Consider the following 16759-nt stretch of genomic DNA (forward strand, 5'->3'; position numbering starts at 1 on the left):
CGCTTGGCTGCTGGGCAGGAGGTGCTGGCGAAAACAAGTGTAGCGGTGAGGAAGTCCGGAGCAAAACCGGCGTGACCGGCAGATCGCTTTCCGGCGTCAATCGGCGCCCCCTGGGTGCTTCGCTGCAATCGTCGAGGCGAGCCGTGCCCACCGTTTCGATAGCCAGTTAGGCATAGCGGCCGCAGGCCGCAACCCGCGCGGGCAGCTTCGACGGCGAGGATGGCTCTGACGTCAAGGATGGCTCGATCAAAACTTGGTCAGGTGCGTTGCCTTGCCGCGGCAGGCTCGGCTTCGTATGAGGGGGAAGATCACAAGGCGATGCGACGGCTTCGCCACCGAATTGGAACGGGGAGCCGGGGCAGCGCATGACAGGGATCGAGTCCAACAGCGGTTTTCTCGCGCTCGCCCTGCCATTCCTCGCCGCGGCCCTGGCACCGGTACTCACCCGCATCCTGAAGCAGCATTCATGCTGGGTTCTGGCCCTCGCGCCTGCCCTGGCCTTCGTGATCTTTCTCGGCGCGCTGCCGGAGGTGGCGGCAGGACGCGTCTTCCTATTCGGTCTCGACTGGATTCCGTCCTTCGACGTCCGCTTCTCGTTCCGCCTGGACGGCCTGTCCTCGACCTTTGCGCTGCTGATCACCGGCATCGGCACGCTGATCATCCTGTATTCCGGTGGCTATCTCGCCGGGCACCGGGATCAGGGTCGCTTCCTGTCCTTCATGCTGATGTTCATGGGGGCCATGCTCGGGCTCGTCATGTCTGACGATCTGATGACGTTGATCGTCTATTGGGAGCTGACATCGATCACCTCCTTCCTGCTCATCGGCTTCGACCATGAGCGGGGCGCCGCGCGCCGAGGCGCAATCCAGGCGCTGGTGATAACCGGCGGTGGTGGCCTGGCGCTGATGGCCGGCCTGATCGCCATTCGTGAGCTCACCGGGCTCACATCGCTCAGCGACATTCTGGCTGCGGGTGACGCCCTTCGCGACAGCACCTTCTACGTGCCCATCCTGATCCTGGTGCTGGCTGGCGCCTTCACCAAGTCGGCGCAGATGCCGTTCCATGTGTGGCTGCCGAATGCGATGGAGGCTCCGACACCGGTCTCGGCCTATCTGCATTCGGCGACGATGGTGAAGGCCGGGGTATATCTGCTGCTGCGCCTGCATCCAGCCCTCGGCGAGACGGCATTGTGGACCACCATCCTGCCGCTCTTCGGTTCGGTGACGCTGGTGGTCGGCGCGCTTCTGGCCGTCCGGGCAACCGACATCAAGATCACGCTGGCCTACACGACGGTCGCCTCGCTCGGCCTCCTCGTCATGCTGATCGGCGTCGGCACAGAGACGGCGATCATCAGCGCGGTCCTGTATCTGATCGCGCATTCGCTGTTCAAGGGCGGCCTGTTCATGGTCGCCGGTTCCGTAGATCACGGCGCCCACACCCGCGAGATCGACCATCTCGGCGGCCTCGGTCGGGCGATGCCGATCACTTTCGCGGCGGCCCTGCTGTGCGCCCTGTCGATGGGCGGAGTCACGCCGTTCGTCGGCTTCCTCGCCAAGGAAGAAATCTACCATGCGCTGGAGTATGGCGACCCCTATCATGTCGCGCTGATCTGTGCGGCGATTGCCGGCAATGCACTGATGTTTGCGGCCGCCTTCATCGTCGCACTGAAGCCGTTCATCGGCCGGATGCCGGAGACCATCCATCATCCCCACGAGGGTACCCTGACGATCTGGATCGGGCCGCTCGTTCTGGGCGTGCTCGGTCTCGTCGGCGGGTTGCTCTATGGCGTCTACCACGCGCTCTTTTCGTCACCGATGGCCTCGGCGGCGGTGGGCGAGCCGGTGGCGATCGAGATCGGCTGGATACCGCATCTGAACCTTGCCTTCGCCCTGTCGCTGGCGACGGTCGCCCTGGGCGCGGCGATCTACCTCCTGTCGGATCGACTGCGGGCCGGGCTGTCGGCGTTTCTGGCGGCGATCGGCTGGGGGCCCGACAAGGGCTTCGACCAGGCGATGCGCGGCCTGATCCGCGGCGCTTTCGCCATCACGCATTTCCTGCAGTCGGGCCGCCTCGACTATTACATGACCGCCACCGTCGCCGTGATGACCGCGGCCCTTTTCGGCGCGATGTTCTACACCGGTGGCTGGCCCGCCATGCCGGCCTTCCCACAGGTGCGCTACTACGAATGGATGGTGCTGGCGCTGCTTCTGTGCGGCATCTTCGCCGTGGTCGTCGCCAAGAACCGGCTGACCGCCATCGTCTCGCTCGGCATCCAGGGCTTTGCGGTGGCGCTGATCTTCATGCTGATGGGGGCGCCGGACCTGTCCTTCACCCAGTTCATGGTGGAGACCCTGTCGGTGGTCATCCTTGCCCTCGCGATCACCCGGCTGAAGCTGTCGCCTACCGATCATCGGCCAACTCGCGAGAAGCTGCCGGATGCCGCCCTTGCGGCTGCCGCCGGTGCCGGCTTTGGTCTGTTTCTGCTCGCCGTGGTGCAGCGGCCGTTCGACTCCCTGCTGTCGGATTTCTTCGAGCAGTACAGCTACACCATCGCCCATGGCCGAAACATCGTGAACGTTATCCTGGTCGACTTCCGCGGGATCGATACGATGGGCGAGATCGCCGTGGTCATGACCACGGGGCTCGGCGTTCTGGCCCTGATCCGCATCCAGGTCGGCCGCCGCAATCGACGAATTATTGACCCGATGGAGACGACGCCATGAGGACGGTTATCTTCCGTTTCACCGCGCCGTATCTGACCAGCCTGATGGTGCTGTTCTCGATCTTCGTGCTGCTGCGCGGGCACAACGAACCTGGGGGCGGCTTTATCGGCGGGCTGATCGCAGCGTCGGCCTTTGCCATCTACGGCATCGCCTGCGGCGTCGCGCCGGTCCGGCGGGCCATGTATTTTCATCCCATGGCCATTGCCGGCTGCGGTCTCATGCTGGCGGTCCTGGCTGGCGTGGTGTCACTGGTAACCGGCGTCGAGTTCCTGACAGGTGTCTGGAGCTTCCCGGCCATCCTCGGCGGTGATGTGGGAATCTCGACACCACTGTTCTTCGACATCGGAGTCTATCTCGTCGTCGTCGGCGCGATCAGCACGATCGGACTCGCGCTCGAGGAAAGGGAGACAGACTGATGGAGACCGCACTCGCCTTCGTCGTCGGCTGCCTCTTTGCCGTCGCTTTCTATCTGCTCCTGTCGAAGCACATCATCCGGATGCTGCTTGGCGTCGTGCTTCTGGGCAACGCCGTCAATCTTCTGATCTTCACGGCCGGGCGCGTCGGTCCGATCGCACCGCCGATCATCCCGAACGAACTGGCGCTGCCCGATAGGGTCATTGCGAATCCATTGCCACAGGCGCTTATCCTCACCGCGATCGTGATTTCCTTTTCATTTTTTGCCTTTCTCCTGGTGCTGACCTATCGCGCCTACCAGGACCTTGGCACGGACGACACGGACCAGATGCGCATAGCGGAACCCGAGGACCAGGGGCTGCCGCCTCTGGGTTACTGACATGGCAGCGACAGGCACAGTCGATACGGGGGCGCAATACGGCGATCTCGCGGCCCTCAAGGTGCAGGCGATGACGGCAGGTCCCGTCGCTGCTTCGGACTATCTGATCGTGCTGCCGGTGGTGATTTGCCTGCTCTTCGGGGCAGGGCTGCTGATGATGCGCAAGCGCACGAAGCGGCAGCCGTGGATCGCGATCCCCGGTCTGGTGCTGCTCTTCGCCGTGGACCTCGCCCTGCTGGTGAAGGTCGCCAACGATGGCACGCAGACGATGATGATGGGCGGCTGGAAGCCGCCCTTCGGGATCGCCTTCACCGTCGACCTCATGGGGGCGCTGTTCGTTACCGTTACGGGCTTCGTGGCGCTGGCCTGCGGCATCTACGCCGTCGCCTCCATCTCATCGACCGAGCGGCGCTACGGCTTTTATCCGTTCCTGTTCCTGATGATCGGCGGCGTCTCCGGGGCGTTCCTGACCGGCGACGTCTTCAACCTCTACGTCTGGCTGGAAGTGCTGCTGATCGGTTCCTTCGGTCTCCTGATCCTTGGCTCCGAGCACGAACAACTGGACGGGGCGACCAAGTACTGCTTCCTCAATCTGGTCGGCACCACGCTGTTTCTGATCACCACGGCCTATCTGTACGGCGTGTTTGGTACCCTCAACATGGCCGATATCGCGGTAAAGGCCGGCGAGATGCAGGGCGACAGCGCAGTCTATGTCATCGCCGTCATGTACCTGGTTGCCTTCTCGCTGAAGGCTGCGGCATTCCCCTTGAATGCGTGGCTGCCGGCTTCTTATCACACGCCCCGTTTCGTCGTGTCGGCGCTGTTCGCCGGTCTCCTGACCAAGGTCGGCGTCTACGGCATCATCCGTGTCCTGATGATGCTGTTTCCGCCGGAACATCAGGCGCTGGCACCGCTGATCGCCTGGATCGCCGGGCTAACCATGCTTCTGGGCGCACTTGGCGCGCTGGCGCAGACCGATTTGCGGCGGCTCCTGAACTACATGGTAGTTGCCGGCATCGGCACGATCTTGGCCGGCCTCGCCATCCCCCAAGTCGCGTCTGTTATGGTGGCTCAAGCGGATGGGGAGGCGACTGTCGCTGCAGCCGCAACCATGGCATCGGCTACCCAGACCGGGCTGTCCGGTGCGATCTACTACGCGCTTCATTCGATCGTGGTGATGACCGCGCTGTATCTGGCGGCAGGTGTCGCCGCCCAGCTCAACGGCTCCTCGTCGCTTGCCGAAATGGGCGGGCTGTGGCGACGCTATCCGATGCTGGCCGCGCTGATGCTGGTCTTCCTGTTCGGGGTCTCGGGCCTGCCGCCCTTCTCCGGTTTCTGGCCGAAGGTGGCGCTGGTGCGCGCGACGATCGTCGCCGATCTGCCGTGGCTGGCTGCGACCATTCTCTTCTCGGGCTTCCTCCTGACCATCGCCAGCGCGCGCGTGTTCGCACTCGCCTTCTGGCGGCCACTGCCGGCCATGGCAGCCGTGGGCAACGCCTCCGATGCGCGCGAGATCGAGAGGAAGCGTTTCCAGGCGCCTGGGCCGGACAAGCCGCTGTCGCTTATCCCGCTGCTGGCGCTGGCGGGCTTCGTCGTGGCGGCTGGCATCTGGCCGGAATGGCTGGCGCGCTTAACCGACGCCGCGGCGGCGGGCGTGCTGGATCCGGCGACCTATCTGCAGTCGGTGTTCGGAGGCGTGTCGTGAGGCTTTCGCTCTTCAACCTGGTCCTCGCCCTGATCTGGGTGGTCGTGTCCGGCTCGTTCACCTTGATCAACTTGCTGTTCGGCTTCGCGCTTGGCGCGGCGGCGCTTTACCTGATCCGCGAGCAGGTCGGCACTGTCGGCTATGTCGGTCGTGCGAGGCGAATCTTTGGGCTGTTCCTGCTATTTCTCCGCGAGCTGATCAAGTCGGCATGGCGCGTGGCCGTCCTTGTGCTGAAGCCGCGCATGGATCTGAAGCCCGGCATCTTTGCTCATCAGCTAAAGGTCGAAAGCGATTTCGAGATCACGCTCCTTGCCAATCTGATCACGCTGACGCCGGGAACCCTGGCCGTGGACGTGTCCGAAGACCGCTCCATCCTCTATGTCCACGCGATCGACTGCTCGGACCCCGCTGCCGCCCGTGCTGATATCGCCAATGGCTTTGAGGCTAAGATCCTGGAGGCGTTTCGATGAGCCTTCATGATTTCGCCCAGAGTCTGTTCACATTCTCGATCGACGTCGCCCTCGTGCTGCTCGGTGTCGCGTTCCTCCTGACGGTCATCCGCATCATGGTCGGGCCGACACTGCCGGACCGGGTGCTCGGCCTCGACATGCTGACCAGCGTGGCGATCGGCTTCATCGCAGTGATCGGCATCGATACCGGCTTCACGCTCTATGTCGACATTGCCATTGCGCTCGGTCTCGTCGGTTTTCTCGCCACGGTCGCCTTCGCCCGCTTCATCCAGGCGCGCGGCAAGACCGAGGAAGAGCGAATTCAGTCACTGCCGTTCCAGGAACCGCGATCGGGGCACGGCGCGGCACGGCAACAGGGGGAGACGAAATGATAGATGATCTCGTCGTCATCGCCTCAGCGCTTCTGATGCTCGCCGGGTCGGCCTTCGCGGCAATCGCCGCGCTGGGTATCGTGCGGCTTCCGGACCTGTACACGCGCATGCATTCGGCCTCCAAGGCCGGCGCAGTCGGATCGGGCATGTTGTTGATCGCCTTGGCACTCACGGCGGATTCGACGCCTGTGGCGCTGCGGGCGCTGATGGCGGTGGCGTTCTTCCTCCTCACCGCGCCGTTGTCGGCGCACCTCCTCGCCAAGGCGTCTTACGCCGTGGGTTACCCGCTCTGGTCGCAGTCGGTGCTGGACGAGATGCCCCCGATCCGGCCACACTCGAAAGGTTCGGCTCGGCCGAACACGCAAGATCCGGCCGATCGCGCTGACGGGCAGGCCTGAAGTCGGGACGAGCGGAGCCTGCATGCTGACCGGAATCCTTGTCGTCTTCGCCGGCCTCTTCGGCGCGGCAGGCATCGCCGGTGCGGCCGTTGCTGCGCATGGCGGCGGAGACGCGCAACTTGCTGCCATCGCAGCAGCCATTGCGGTCGTCCATGCGCCGACGCTACTCGCGCTCGCTGGGCTGCGAAGCTACCTGCCGCGCCTCGCAGGGTCAGCGGGATTCCTGGCAATCATTGGGACGCTGTGCTTTTCCGGCGACCTTGCGGCGCGCGTCGCCTGGGACGATCGGCTCTTCACCAATGCCGCGCCGATCGGTGGTTCGCTTCTGATCCTCAGCTGGATGGTGGTGGCCGTAGCGGGCATCATCCTCGCCGTACGGCGAACGGGGTTCAAGGCGACGCCCTGAGGGGGTCACGGCGCTTTCCAGCGCGCTGCGCCATGATGCGACAGACAGGGAAGGGATCGCCATGAACGGATTCGACGAGGCACTATTTTCGGGCAAGACCATTGTCGTGACCGGCGCCGGGAGGGGAATCGGCGCGGCGGTCACTCGCCTCTTTCTTGCAACGGGAGCGACAGTCGTCGCCCATGCAGGCCGCAGCATGGAACACGCCGAGGCTGATCTTCTTGCCGGGCTGCCTGAGGCGCATCGGGCCCGGCTGATACTGCTGACGGCAGATCTGTCCGGGCATGATGGTGCGGACACGCTGGCGCGTGCAGTCCTCGGAAAAGTCGCCGGGCGCATCGATGTCCTTGTCAATAATGCCGGTACGATGGGTGGACGTGTCGCGGCGGGCGAAGTCACCCAGGCGCAATATGATCAGGTCGTGGATCTCAACGTGCGCTCGGTTGTCACGCTGACGACCGCCCTGCTGCCGGCGTTGAAGGCGGCGGAAGGGGCCGCCATCGTCAACACGTCGTCGATCTCGGCGACGATCGGCGGCAGTCCTGGCTCGTCGCTCTACTCTGCCTCCAAGGCGTTCATATCGACCTGGACCCGCGCGCTCGCCCGCGAGCTAGCTCCGGACAATATCCGCGTCAATGCAGTCTCGCCCGGAACGATCATGACCGACTTTCACCGTCGCTACTCGACGCAGGAAAAGCTCGACGCCACGGCTGCCGTGATTCCGCTGAAGCGGCTGGGGAGCGCGGAGGATTGCGCGCCGGCCTACGTCTTCCTGGCAAGCCCGGTCCTGTCGGGCTATGTGACCGGTCAGGTGCTGGAGGTGAATGGCGGCCAGTTCATGGGCTGATCGGCAGGTCTCGCCGGATATGCCTGCGGCGACATCCGGTGAATAATACCCCGGAACTACTGTCCGACAATCTCGCGTGTGGAATCGAACACGATGTCCTTGTTGCGATCCATGATGTAGCGCAGGTCCCACTCGTCGCGGCACAGATAGACTGGCCGTTCATCGCGGTCGCGGGCCACATGGGTGATGTTGTCCTTGATAAAGGCTAGCAGCGTCGCATCACTTTCGCAGCGGATCCAGCGGGCGACATTGAAGGACACCGGCTCGAAGCTGACGTCTGCCTTGTACTCACCGGCAATGCGCGATGCGAGGACGTCGAGCTGCAGCGGGCCAACGACTCCGACGATCCAGTCCGAACCGATCGACGAGCGGAAGACCTGCACGAGGCCCTCTTCGGCGAGATCCTCGAGGCCTCGGCGAAGCTGCTTCAGCTTCATGGAATCCTCCAGCCGCACGCGGCGCAGCACTTCCGGCGCAAAGGCGGGCAGGCCGGTGAAGCGGAAATTCTCGCCCTCGGTCAGCGTGTCACCAACGCGCAAAGTGCCGTGGTTCGGAATTCCGATCACGTCGCCTGCGTAGGCTTCCTCGGTCAAAGCGCGTTCCTGGGCGAAGAAGTAGATCGGGTTGGAGACTGCCAGCGATTTTGCCGAGCGCACGTGATCGAGTTTCATGCCGCGCTTGAAATGGCCCGAGCAGAACCGCACGAAGGCGACGCGGTCGCGGTGCTTGGGGTCCATGTTCGCCTGCACCTTGAAGACGAAGCCGGAAACCTTGTCCCCGTCGGGCGCGATCGGGCCCTGATCCGATGGCTGTGGGCGCGGCGCCGGAGCGTGGGCGGCAATCAGGTCCATCAGCCGGTCGACGGCAAAGTTCTGCAGCGCGCTGCCGAACACCACCGGCGTCAGGTGACCCTGGCGATACGCCACCGGATCGAAATCGGCATAACCTTCGGAGGCGAGGGCCGCTGCTTCGCGGAAGCCGGCATAGGTGTCGGGGTGCATCACCTTGGCGAGACCCGGATCGTCGAGCCCACCTTCGAAATGCACGGTCTTGTCGCTACCGGCGACGAGAAAGTCGTTGGCGGCCAGGTCGTAGCAACCCCTGAACAGTCCCCCCTGGCCGACCGGCCAGACCACCGGCGCAACGGTGAGAGCGAGTTGCTCCTCGATTTCGTCGAGCAGTTCGAACGGGTCACGGCCCTCGCGGTCGATCTTGTTGACGAAGGTGACGATCGGGATGTCGCGCAGGCGGCAGATCTCGAACAGCTTGCGCGTCTGTGCCTCGATGCCCTTGGCCGCATCGATGACCATGATCGCGCTGTCGACGGCCGTGAGCGTGCGATAGGTGTCTTCGGAAAAGTCGCTGTGGCCCGGCGTGTCGAGGAGGTTGAAGGTGATCCCGTGCTTCTCGAAGGTCATCACCGATGACGTGACAGAAATGCCGCGGTTCTTCTCGATGTCCATCCAGTCGGATTTAGCGCGACGGCCGTTACCCTTGGAGCGGACCGCACCGGCCATCTCGATCGCGCCGCCGGCCAGGAGCAGCTTCTCGGTGAGCGTCGTCTTGCCGGCGTCCGGATGCGAGATAATGGCGAAGGTCCGCCGGGTCGTGTGATCGGATCGCATGGCCGGAGCATTGGCCTCAGGCGGCAGGGTGTCGGCGGTCGCGCTCACGAGAAACTTCTCCAGGTCAAAACGATGTTGGCCCACATGGTGGGAGGGCTGATCATGAAAGGCAGGGATGGCGCGTCGATCGTCGCTCGGTTCAGCCGACCGGTCGCCTCGGGATTGCCGCCATCCGCGCATGCATCTCCCGCCAGATAGTCGGTTTCGGCACAAATTGCACGCCTGCCGGTCCAACATGCATGCAGCTATCACAGCAGCCAGCCGAGAGCCTGCCGCAGCCGCGCCGTCGCGTCGCGATCGAACCAGGCGCCGTGCGCAAAGATCACGCGTTCCGGGTTGAGGTCGACGAGACGGCGGGCAGCCTCTCTCGCAACCTCCCCCTTCGCCCGGACGATCGCCCGCAGATAGACCGGCGCCCGGCCACGGGGCGCGGTCACGCCTGCAAGCTTCGCGAGCGGACGCGCCAGCCACTGCAGCCTGTTCGCCTGCAGATTCTGGACGAGATCGGCGAGCAGCAGAGTTCGGCTTGCATGGTGGAACATGGCGGTTTCGGCAAAGCCGCCAATACCGGGGACAAGGATCTGCTCGATCTCACGCGGCCAACCTTCGATCCCCGCAGAGAGATCGCGATCGAAACGCACCCCCGAACGGCGGACCGGAATGCGGTTTCGCAGACCCGGCGTCGCCCAGGCGAGGGCCCTTGGAAATCGTTTCTGCCATTCCTGCACATGGAGCCAGTGTCCACTGCTTGGCGCGACCAGATGAGCCACGTCTCCGATCGCCTCCAGCTCCGCCTGCAAGGCGTCGGTCACTCGCGTCGGTGAGTGCAGTAACAAGCTGTCATCGGCGAGTTGGACGACCGTCATGCGGACAGGGAGGGCCAGCCCGAACGGCTTCACCGGTCCGCTGTCGACAATCCAGAGGTTGTCAGCGACCGGCTTGAGGGTGTCGGTCGGTGGATAGAGGACACGCATGTCGGACATGGCTGACCGCTTGAAGGGGCAGGGACGTGCTGTTGTCCTTGCCTGAGACTCACGATGGCTGATCGGTTTCCGATCGACGCTAAGCGCAACCATAGGCACGGAAGTTCCGGGCCACGTCTTGAAACGGACACGTATGGCTGCATAGATGCGGGTAGATCTCGGCCAATCAAGGCTGCGGTCCGCGCCCGTGGAAAGGGAAAACGACACTGAGACCTGCGGCTGAAGCGAAGGACGTCTTTCAGACCTCTCCTTCTGACGCGCCCGCCACCGATGCAACGGTTGGCCGGTCCGCAATCGATCTCGTGACTTCGAGTCTGGAAGATTCGAAGGGCGAGGACATCGTCTCCATCGACATGAAGGGCAAATCGGCACTGGCCGATCACATGGTGATCGTCTCCGGTCGATCGAACCGTCATGTCAGCGCCGTTGCCGGCAATCTTCTCCGCGACCTAAAGCAGGAAGGCTTCGGGTCACATATGAAGGTCGAAGGCCTGCAGAACGGCGACTGGGTACTGATCGATACGGGCGACATCATCGTCCATATCTTCCGTCCCGAAGTCCGCAGCTTCTACAATATCGAGAAGATGTGGACGGTCGGCGACACTGGGGAATCGACGGTACACTAGTCTCTGCGCCTCCCGAACGGGGCGCCGCTGTTCCTTGGCACGCTGGCAGCTCGCTGCCGGCGGCAAGGAGTATTACGACAAGAAGGCTTCGGCCGAGAGGGAGCTCGGGCGATGCGGCTGAGCATTGCGGCCATCGGGAGGATGAAGGCCGGTCCGGAGCGAGAGCTCGCAGATCGCTATCTCGATCGTCTCAAAAAAACTGGCGGTACGCTGGGGCTGGATTTCTCCGGCCTGTCGGAGTTTCCCGAATCACGATTGTCCACCGTTTCGGAGCGCAAGCGCGACGAGGCAGGACGGCTGACGGTGCCTCTAGCGGAAGGCAGTGTGCGCATCGTTCTCGACGAACGCGGCAGAACCCTGTCGTCGGAGGAATTCGCATCCGCATTGGCCGGTTTTCGCGATGCCGGACGCCGCGACGCCGCGATCCTCATCGGCGGGCCCGACGGCCACGACGAGACGCTGAGGTCTGCGGCCGACCTTTCCCTGTCGCTCGGTCGCCTGACCTATCCTCATCAGATCGCCCGCATTCTGATTGCCGAGCAACTCTATCGAGCCGCGACGATCCTTGCCGGCCATCCCTATCATCGCAGCTGATCCAGCGGCGCAGGAGGTGTGGCGTCACATCGGCGCCTGCCAAGCCGGGCGACGATGGTTGATCGCTTGTTAACGGCCTGATTCTATCTTCCAAATCAGCTATGACATTCCAGCGATGCGCGTGGGAAAGGGCAGTCTTGATCGAAGGACGGACAGGCGCTGAGGGAAGCGGGCACCGGTGGTGGCGGATCACTGCCGCGATGCTGTGCGCCTGTGCTGCGCTCTATCCCATTTCATCCGCTGCCCTGCCGGAGGATGGATCGGCGTCATCCGATCGATCTGGCCTGGATCCGGTCCACGTCGGCTCGGTCAAGCCGGCTAGCTCCGACCTTCTGGAGCGCCAGCGACGCCAGACGGCCGCCGACCTGGCCGCCCTGTCCCAGAGCATCGAGCTTTCAGAGGATACCATCCGCACGCTGGACGCGGAGATTGCAGCGCTCGCCGAAGACCGGGGCCGAGTGCGTGCGGCGATGATCGCGGCGGCCGAGGCGCAGAAGACCGTCAGCCGCGAGATCGCCGCAACCGAAGAGCGCGTCGATGCGCTGGCGACCGAGGAAGGGACGATCAAGGTCTCCCTGCGCGAGCGTCGCGGCCTCCTCGCGCAGGTGCTCGGGGCGTTGGAGAGAATGGGGCGCAAACCGCCGCCCGCGTTGCTGGTCAAGCCCAACGACGCGCTTGGCTCGGTTCGCAGTGCCATCCTGCTCGGAGCCGTCGTTCCTGCCATTCACGAGCAAACCACCGTCCTGATCGCCGATCTCGAACGGCTGGCCACGGTCCGGGCAGCGATCGCCGCTGAAAAGCAGCGGTTTGCCTCGCAGTTGATCCGACATCGGGAGGAAGAACAGCGGCTGGAGCGGCTGATCGCCGAGAAGCAGCGGCTGGAGGCCGCCAATCGCGATCGCCGGGCAGCTGAGGCGACTCGCGCGGCCGATCTTGCAGCGCAGGCGACCGACCTCAAGGACCTCATCGCCTCGCTGCAAGCCGACGTCGAGCAGGCAAGGGCGACCGAGGAGGCCGAGCGGGTAGCGGAGGCCAAGCGCCTCGCCGCCGAGGCCGAGGCGAAAGCCGCGGCCCGCCTTGCCGCAGACCGCCAAGCCCGCGAACAGGCTGTTCGGCTCGAGGCGGAGCGTCTCGATCGCGAGTTGGAGGCAGCGAAGACCCGGCGCTTGGCCCGGCTGGACGCTGACAAGGGCTCCGAAGCGATTGCGACAGCCGATGCTGAAGTGCCGAGGCCCGGCGACGAAGCGCCGCAGGAGGTCCCAGGCGACGGATCGGCACTCGCTTCGGCCGAAATCGATCAGCATCGTGGGGGGGAGAGCGCCCAGATAGAAGTGCTGGAAGAAGGCGCAGAAGAGGAGATGGAAGTGGCTGCACTCGAGCCTTCGACGCAACAAGCGTCTCGGCCTGGCGTCGCCAATTCGTCCGCGCCGAGCTACGATATCGCTTCACTTCGGCGTCAGGCGCCGCGACTCGCGCCATCTGCCGCATTTTCGACAATGAAAAAACGATTGTCGAGACCGGTGGCTGGCAAGCAGCTCATCGGATTCGGGGAGAAGGACGACATCGGTCGCGAGACCACAGGAGCCTCATTCGCCGCCCGGACGCAGGACGTGGTCACCGCGCCGGCAGATGCGACTGTCCTCTACGCTGGACCCTTTCGCTCCTACGGTCAGCTATTGATCCTTGACGCCGGCGATGGCTATCATGTGGTGTTGGCTGGAATGGCTCGGATCGATGTGGAACCGGGCTCGTTCGTTTCGGCCGGGGAACCCGTCGCGACGATGGGAGCCAAGCGTCTCGCGAGTATTGCAGTCGCCGAATTCGGCGTCTCGGAGCCCGCGCTCTACGTCGAGTTCCGAAAAGACGGAAAGCCGGTGGATCCGTCACCATGGTGGATCGACCAACCCTCTGGAAGGACGAGGAATGATTCGTAAGCTCTCGATACTCTTTGCCGGGGCGCTGATGGGGGCAACGGCAATGACCGTGGTCGGTCAGAATGCCGGTGCCGCCAATGCTGCGGGCTCCGACACCTATCGGCAGCTCGCGATCTTCGGCGATGTGTTCGAACGGGTTCGCGCCCAGTATGTCGATGAACCGGACGATCAGAAGCTGGTCGAGACGGCCATCAACGGCATGCTCACCTCGCTCGATCCGCATTCGAGCTACATGAATGCGGAACAGGCGGCCGACATGCGGACCGAAACCCGAGGCCAGTTTGGCGGTCTCGGTATCGAGGTCACCATGGAGGACGAACTGGTCAAGGTCGTGTCTCCCTTCGACGGCACGCCGGCCGACAAGGCGGGTATTCTCGCTGGCGATCTCATTGCCGAGATTGATGGCGAGCAGGTTCGCGGTCTGACACTCGCCGAGGCCGTCGACCGGATGAAGGGCGATATCGGCACCAGCGTCGATCTCGTCATTATCCGCGAAGGCGCCAATAAGCCGGTGCGCCTCACCGTCACCCGCGACGAGATCAAGGTCCCGTCCGTGCGACATTCGGTGAAGGGCGACATCGGCTACATCAAGCTGATGAAGTTCAACGAGCAGACCACGATCGGGCTGGAGGAATCCATCGCCGATATCGAGGAGAAGATCGGCGCCGACAAGGTGAAGGGCTACGTCCTTGACCTGCGTCGCAATCCGGGCGGCCTTCTCGACGAGGCGGTATCGGTCTCAGACGCATTCCTGGGCAAGGGAGAGATCGTCTCCACCCGTGGGCGCAACGCCGACGAGACCCGTCGCTACAACGCTCGCAGTGGCGACGAGATCAACGGCAAGCCGCTGGTCGTCCTGGTCAATGGCGGATCGGCTTCGGCTTCGGAGATCGTGGCCGGCGCCCTGCAGGATCAGCGCCGCGCGACCATCGTGGGCTCGCGTTCCTTCGGCAAGGGATCGGTGCAGACGATCATCCCGCTCGGCGCAAACGGCGCACTGCGGCTGACCACGGCCCTGTACTACACGCCGTCCGGCCGCTCGATCCAAGGACGGGGTATCGATCCGGACATCGGCGTCGAACAGCCGCTGCCGCCGGAAATCCGCGAGCAGATGGGCCTCGACGCGGAGGACGACCTGACACGGGGCGAATCCTCGCTGCGCGGCCACATCACCGGCAACGAGGAAACCGATGAGGGCTCCGGCTCGCTCGACTACGTGCCGCCGGAGGAGAAAGACGATCTGCAGTTGCAGTACGCGCTGGACCTCCTGAACGGCGTCAAGTCGAATGCGATGTTCCCGCCCAAGCAGGAAGCGAACGCCGCCAACTGAGTAGATAGCGGGCGGCACTTACCGCCGCCGCGCTGGCAACAGATCAGGCCCGGTCGTGCGTTGTGCACGGCCGGGCCTTCTGCGTAATGGGGTTGGGGGACCGTACACCGCTCGTTCTGCAGTGCAGTGAGCTCCGATCCAGCTTCGCCGGATAGACGGGGGTATGCGTGGCTCCCTCTACCAGCCCCTCGGTCTCGACCTTGACGACGGCATCGTCCGGCGGCGCCGTCCGGCTGCTTCCACGGTGGGTCTGGCGTGCCTGGCATCGACGATCCTGGCCGGCTCGGTTGCAATCGCGCTCCTCGGCCAGCCCGAGCGGCGGATGGTCGACCGATATGCCGCGCCGTCCACCGAGGCGGCAGGCGCCGCGGTGCCGGCGACTGCACCTGTTACTCGACAACCGCTTCCGGTGGTGATCTCTGGGTTGGATACTGCCCCGCCGTCACCGCGCGGCGGTGTCGGCTTTCGGGTCGAAGATCCGGAGATTCTCAGGCAGAGCCCGAGTACCGCGCATCTTCCTGACGACGCCTTGATCGAAGACAGTGCCTATGGCCCGCTGCCCGTTCGAGGCACGGATGGACGACGCCCTTTCGACGTCTATGCGGGCGCCTGGAGCGGCAAGCCCGGCACCCGCATCGCCATCGTGGTGGGTGGTCTCGGTATCAGCCAGACCGGAACGATGAACGCCATCGGCACGCTGCCTGCCGGCGTTACTTTCGGCTTCTCGCCAGCCGGCAACAGTCTCGATCGTTGGATGCAGGAGGCTCGTCGAACAGGCCATGAACTCGTTCTGCAGGTTCCGTTGGAACCGGTGGGCTATCCACAGGCCGATCCGGGCGAGAACACGCTGACCGTGGCTGACGCCGCCGCCGGCGACTTTGCGGCTCTTCACGCTTCACTCTCCGCCATCACCAATTATGTCGGCGTCATGAACTATATGGGGGGGCGTTTCACCGGTGACCCCGAGGCCATGGAACAACTGATCGCGGAGCTCGGCCGTCGCGGTCTGATGTATCTCGACGATGCCTCTTCCCTGCGCTCGGTCGCCACAGATACTGCGCAACTTCAGAACGTGCCGTCGGCGGTGTCCGATCTGGTCATCGATCGGACCCAGAACCCTGTCGACATTCGTGGCCAGCTCGATACCCTGGAACGCATTGCTCGTGCCGAGGGGGCCGCGATCGGTGTTGCCTCCGCCTTCGACGTCAGTGTCGCCAGCATTGCCGAATGGATTGGCGAGGCGAGAGGCCGCGGAGTCGAGATCGTGCCACTTTCCGCACTCGCCAACGACCCCGAGCGGCGCTGATACCGTTAATCACACCGGCCTAATCCGCCACCGTTCGCAGCGCGCAATTCTGGCAGCCCTTGTTCCCTGCGACGGCCGCACGATAACAGCGGGAGAGGGGAGCGGCTGCTCCCGCTAACGCGGAACGGGTGAACATGAAGCCGATCGAATTCGAGAACCTACCCTACCGGCCCTGCGTCGGCATCATGGTGCTGAACAGCGAAGGCCTTGTCTGGGTAGGCCGGCGGTTGATCGAGGATCAGGGCGAGATGTCCGGAGCGACGCAGCTCTGGCAGATGCCCCAGGGGGGCATCGACAAGGGTGAAGAACCGCTGCCAGCCGCCAGGCGGGAACTTTATGAGGAAACCGGCATGCGTTCCGTCTCGCTGCTCCATGAGGCGGCTGACTGGATCGACTATGACCTGCCGCCCGAACTGGTCGGAGTCGCTTTCAAGGGACGGTTCAGAGGGCAGACCCAGCGCTGGTTTGCGTTCCGTTTCGAGGGGGACGAGAGCGAGATCGCCATCAATCCACCGCCGGACGCCCACGCCGCCGAGTTCGACGACTGGGCATGGAAGCCGGCAGCGGAAGTCCTCGAACTCATCGTCCCCTTCAAGCGCGAGGTCTACGGCAAGGTCTTCGACGCCTTCCGGCATTTGACGGCCTGAG

The 16759-nt window shown here is 64.1% G+C and carries 17 protein-coding genes; 15 read left to right on the top strand and 2 right to left on the bottom strand.

The window, feature by feature from the left end; translation table 11 throughout:
- Nucleotides 1–365: 365 nt before the first annotated feature.
- The 9 genes from VQ042_RS03910 (at nucleotide 366) to VQ042_RS03950 (ending at nucleotide 7713) form a co-directional block, all read left to right on the top strand.
- Entirely contained in the window at nucleotides 366–2723 is a 2358-nt protein-coding gene (locus tag VQ042_RS03910) for a putative monovalent cation/H+ antiporter subunit A (protein WP_331815782.1), read from the top strand.
- The gene (locus tag VQ042_RS03915) at nucleotides 2720–3139 is read left to right on the top strand and encodes a Na+/H+ antiporter subunit B (RefSeq protein ID WP_331815784.1); all 420 of its coding nucleotides are present in this window, start codon (nucleotides 2720–2722) and stop codon (nucleotides 3137–3139) included. Before VQ042_RS03910 ends, VQ042_RS03915 begins: the two co-directional genes overlap by 4 nt.
- On the top strand, nucleotides 3139–3516 hold the full coding sequence (locus tag VQ042_RS03920) for a Na+/H+ antiporter subunit C (RefSeq protein ID WP_331815786.1): 378 nt from the start codon (nucleotides 3139–3141) through the stop codon (nucleotides 3514–3516). Before VQ042_RS03915 ends, VQ042_RS03920 begins: the two co-directional genes overlap by 1 nt.
- Nucleotide 3517: 1 nt before the next feature.
- The gene (locus tag VQ042_RS03925) at nucleotides 3518–5221 is read left to right on the top strand and encodes a proton-conducting transporter transmembrane domain-containing protein (protein ID WP_331815788.1); all 1704 of its coding nucleotides are present in this window, start codon (nucleotides 3518–3520) and stop codon (nucleotides 5219–5221) included.
- Nucleotides 5218–5691, top strand: a complete 474-nt coding sequence (locus tag VQ042_RS03930; RefSeq protein WP_331815790.1) for a Na+/H+ antiporter subunit E — start codon at nucleotides 5218–5220, stop codon at nucleotides 5689–5691. The genes VQ042_RS03925 and VQ042_RS03930 overlap by 4 nt, the downstream gene beginning before the upstream one ends.
- Entirely contained in the window at nucleotides 5688–6062 is a 375-nt protein-coding gene (locus VQ042_RS03935) for a cation:proton antiporter (RefSeq protein ID WP_331815792.1), read from the top strand. The genes VQ042_RS03930 and VQ042_RS03935 overlap by 4 nt, the downstream gene beginning before the upstream one ends.
- Nucleotides 6059–6460: a monovalent cation/H(+) antiporter subunit G gene (gene mnhG, locus VQ042_RS03940; RefSeq protein ID WP_331815794.1), complete on the top strand. Its 402-nt coding sequence runs from the start codon at nucleotides 6059–6061 to the stop codon at nucleotides 6458–6460. The genes VQ042_RS03935 and mnhG overlap by 4 nt, the downstream gene beginning before the upstream one ends.
- Before the next feature lie 22 nt (nucleotides 6461–6482).
- Nucleotides 6483–6866: a DUF423 domain-containing protein gene (locus VQ042_RS03945; protein WP_331815796.1), complete on the top strand. Its 384-nt coding sequence runs from the start codon at nucleotides 6483–6485 to the stop codon at nucleotides 6864–6866.
- Nucleotides 6867–6927: 61 nt separating this feature from the next.
- Nucleotides 6928–7713, top strand: coding sequence for an SDR family NAD(P)-dependent oxidoreductase (locus tag VQ042_RS03950; protein ID WP_331815798.1), 786 nt, complete (start codon nucleotides 6928–6930; stop codon nucleotides 7711–7713).
- A gap of 56 nt (nucleotides 7714–7769) precedes the next feature.
- Here the strand turns inward: VQ042_RS03950 and VQ042_RS03955 are convergent, their stop codons facing one another.
- Together VQ042_RS03955 and VQ042_RS03960 are read right to left on the bottom strand one after the other, a co-directional pair.
- Entirely contained in the window at nucleotides 7770–9338 is a 1569-nt protein-coding gene (locus VQ042_RS03955) for a peptide chain release factor 3 (RefSeq protein WP_331815861.1), read from the bottom strand.
- Nucleotides 9339–9586: 248 nt separating this feature from the next.
- Entirely contained in the window at nucleotides 9587–10321 is a 735-nt protein-coding gene (locus VQ042_RS03960) for a DUF4336 domain-containing protein (protein ID WP_331815800.1), read from the bottom strand.
- 206 nt (nucleotides 10322–10527) lie between these two features.
- On the opposite strand from VQ042_RS03960, the gene rsfS reads away from it, so the two are divergent.
- From rsfS to VQ042_RS03990, 6 genes are all read left to right on the top strand, one after another.
- Nucleotides 10528–10947 (top strand): ribosome silencing factor, encoded by a 420-nt coding sequence (gene rsfS, locus VQ042_RS03965; RefSeq protein ID WP_331815863.1) that lies wholly within the window; start codon nucleotides 10528–10530, stop codon nucleotides 10945–10947.
- 111 nt (nucleotides 10948–11058) lie between these two features.
- Complete coding sequence (rlmH, locus tag VQ042_RS03970; RefSeq protein ID WP_331815802.1) at nucleotides 11059–11541, top strand: 23S rRNA (pseudouridine(1915)-N(3))-methyltransferase RlmH; 483 nt, start codon at nucleotides 11059–11061, stop codon at nucleotides 11539–11541.
- A gap of 137 nt (nucleotides 11542–11678) precedes the next feature.
- Nucleotides 11679–13475 (top strand): murein hydrolase activator EnvC family protein, encoded by a 1797-nt coding sequence (locus tag VQ042_RS03975; protein ID WP_331815804.1) that lies wholly within the window; start codon nucleotides 11679–11681, stop codon nucleotides 13473–13475.
- Entirely contained in the window at nucleotides 13465–14805 is a 1341-nt protein-coding gene (locus VQ042_RS03980; RefSeq protein ID WP_331815806.1) for a S41 family peptidase, read from the top strand. The genes VQ042_RS03975 and VQ042_RS03980 overlap by 11 nt, the downstream gene beginning before the upstream one ends.
- A 163-nt stretch (nucleotides 14806–14968) precedes the next feature.
- Nucleotides 14969–16111: a divergent polysaccharide deacetylase family protein gene (locus tag VQ042_RS03985; protein WP_331815808.1), complete on the top strand. Its 1143-nt coding sequence runs from the start codon at nucleotides 14969–14971 to the stop codon at nucleotides 16109–16111.
- Between the two features lie 134 nt (nucleotides 16112–16245).
- Nucleotides 16246–16758 (top strand): RNA pyrophosphohydrolase, encoded by a 513-nt coding sequence (locus tag VQ042_RS03990; protein WP_331815810.1) that lies wholly within the window; start codon nucleotides 16246–16248, stop codon nucleotides 16756–16758.
- Nucleotide 16759 lies beyond the last annotated feature (1 nt).

It is taken from the genome of Aurantimonas sp. A2-1-M11 (assembly GCF_036549475.1).
Classification (GTDB): Bacteria; Pseudomonadota; Alphaproteobacteria; order Rhizobiales; family Rhizobiaceae; genus Aurantimonas.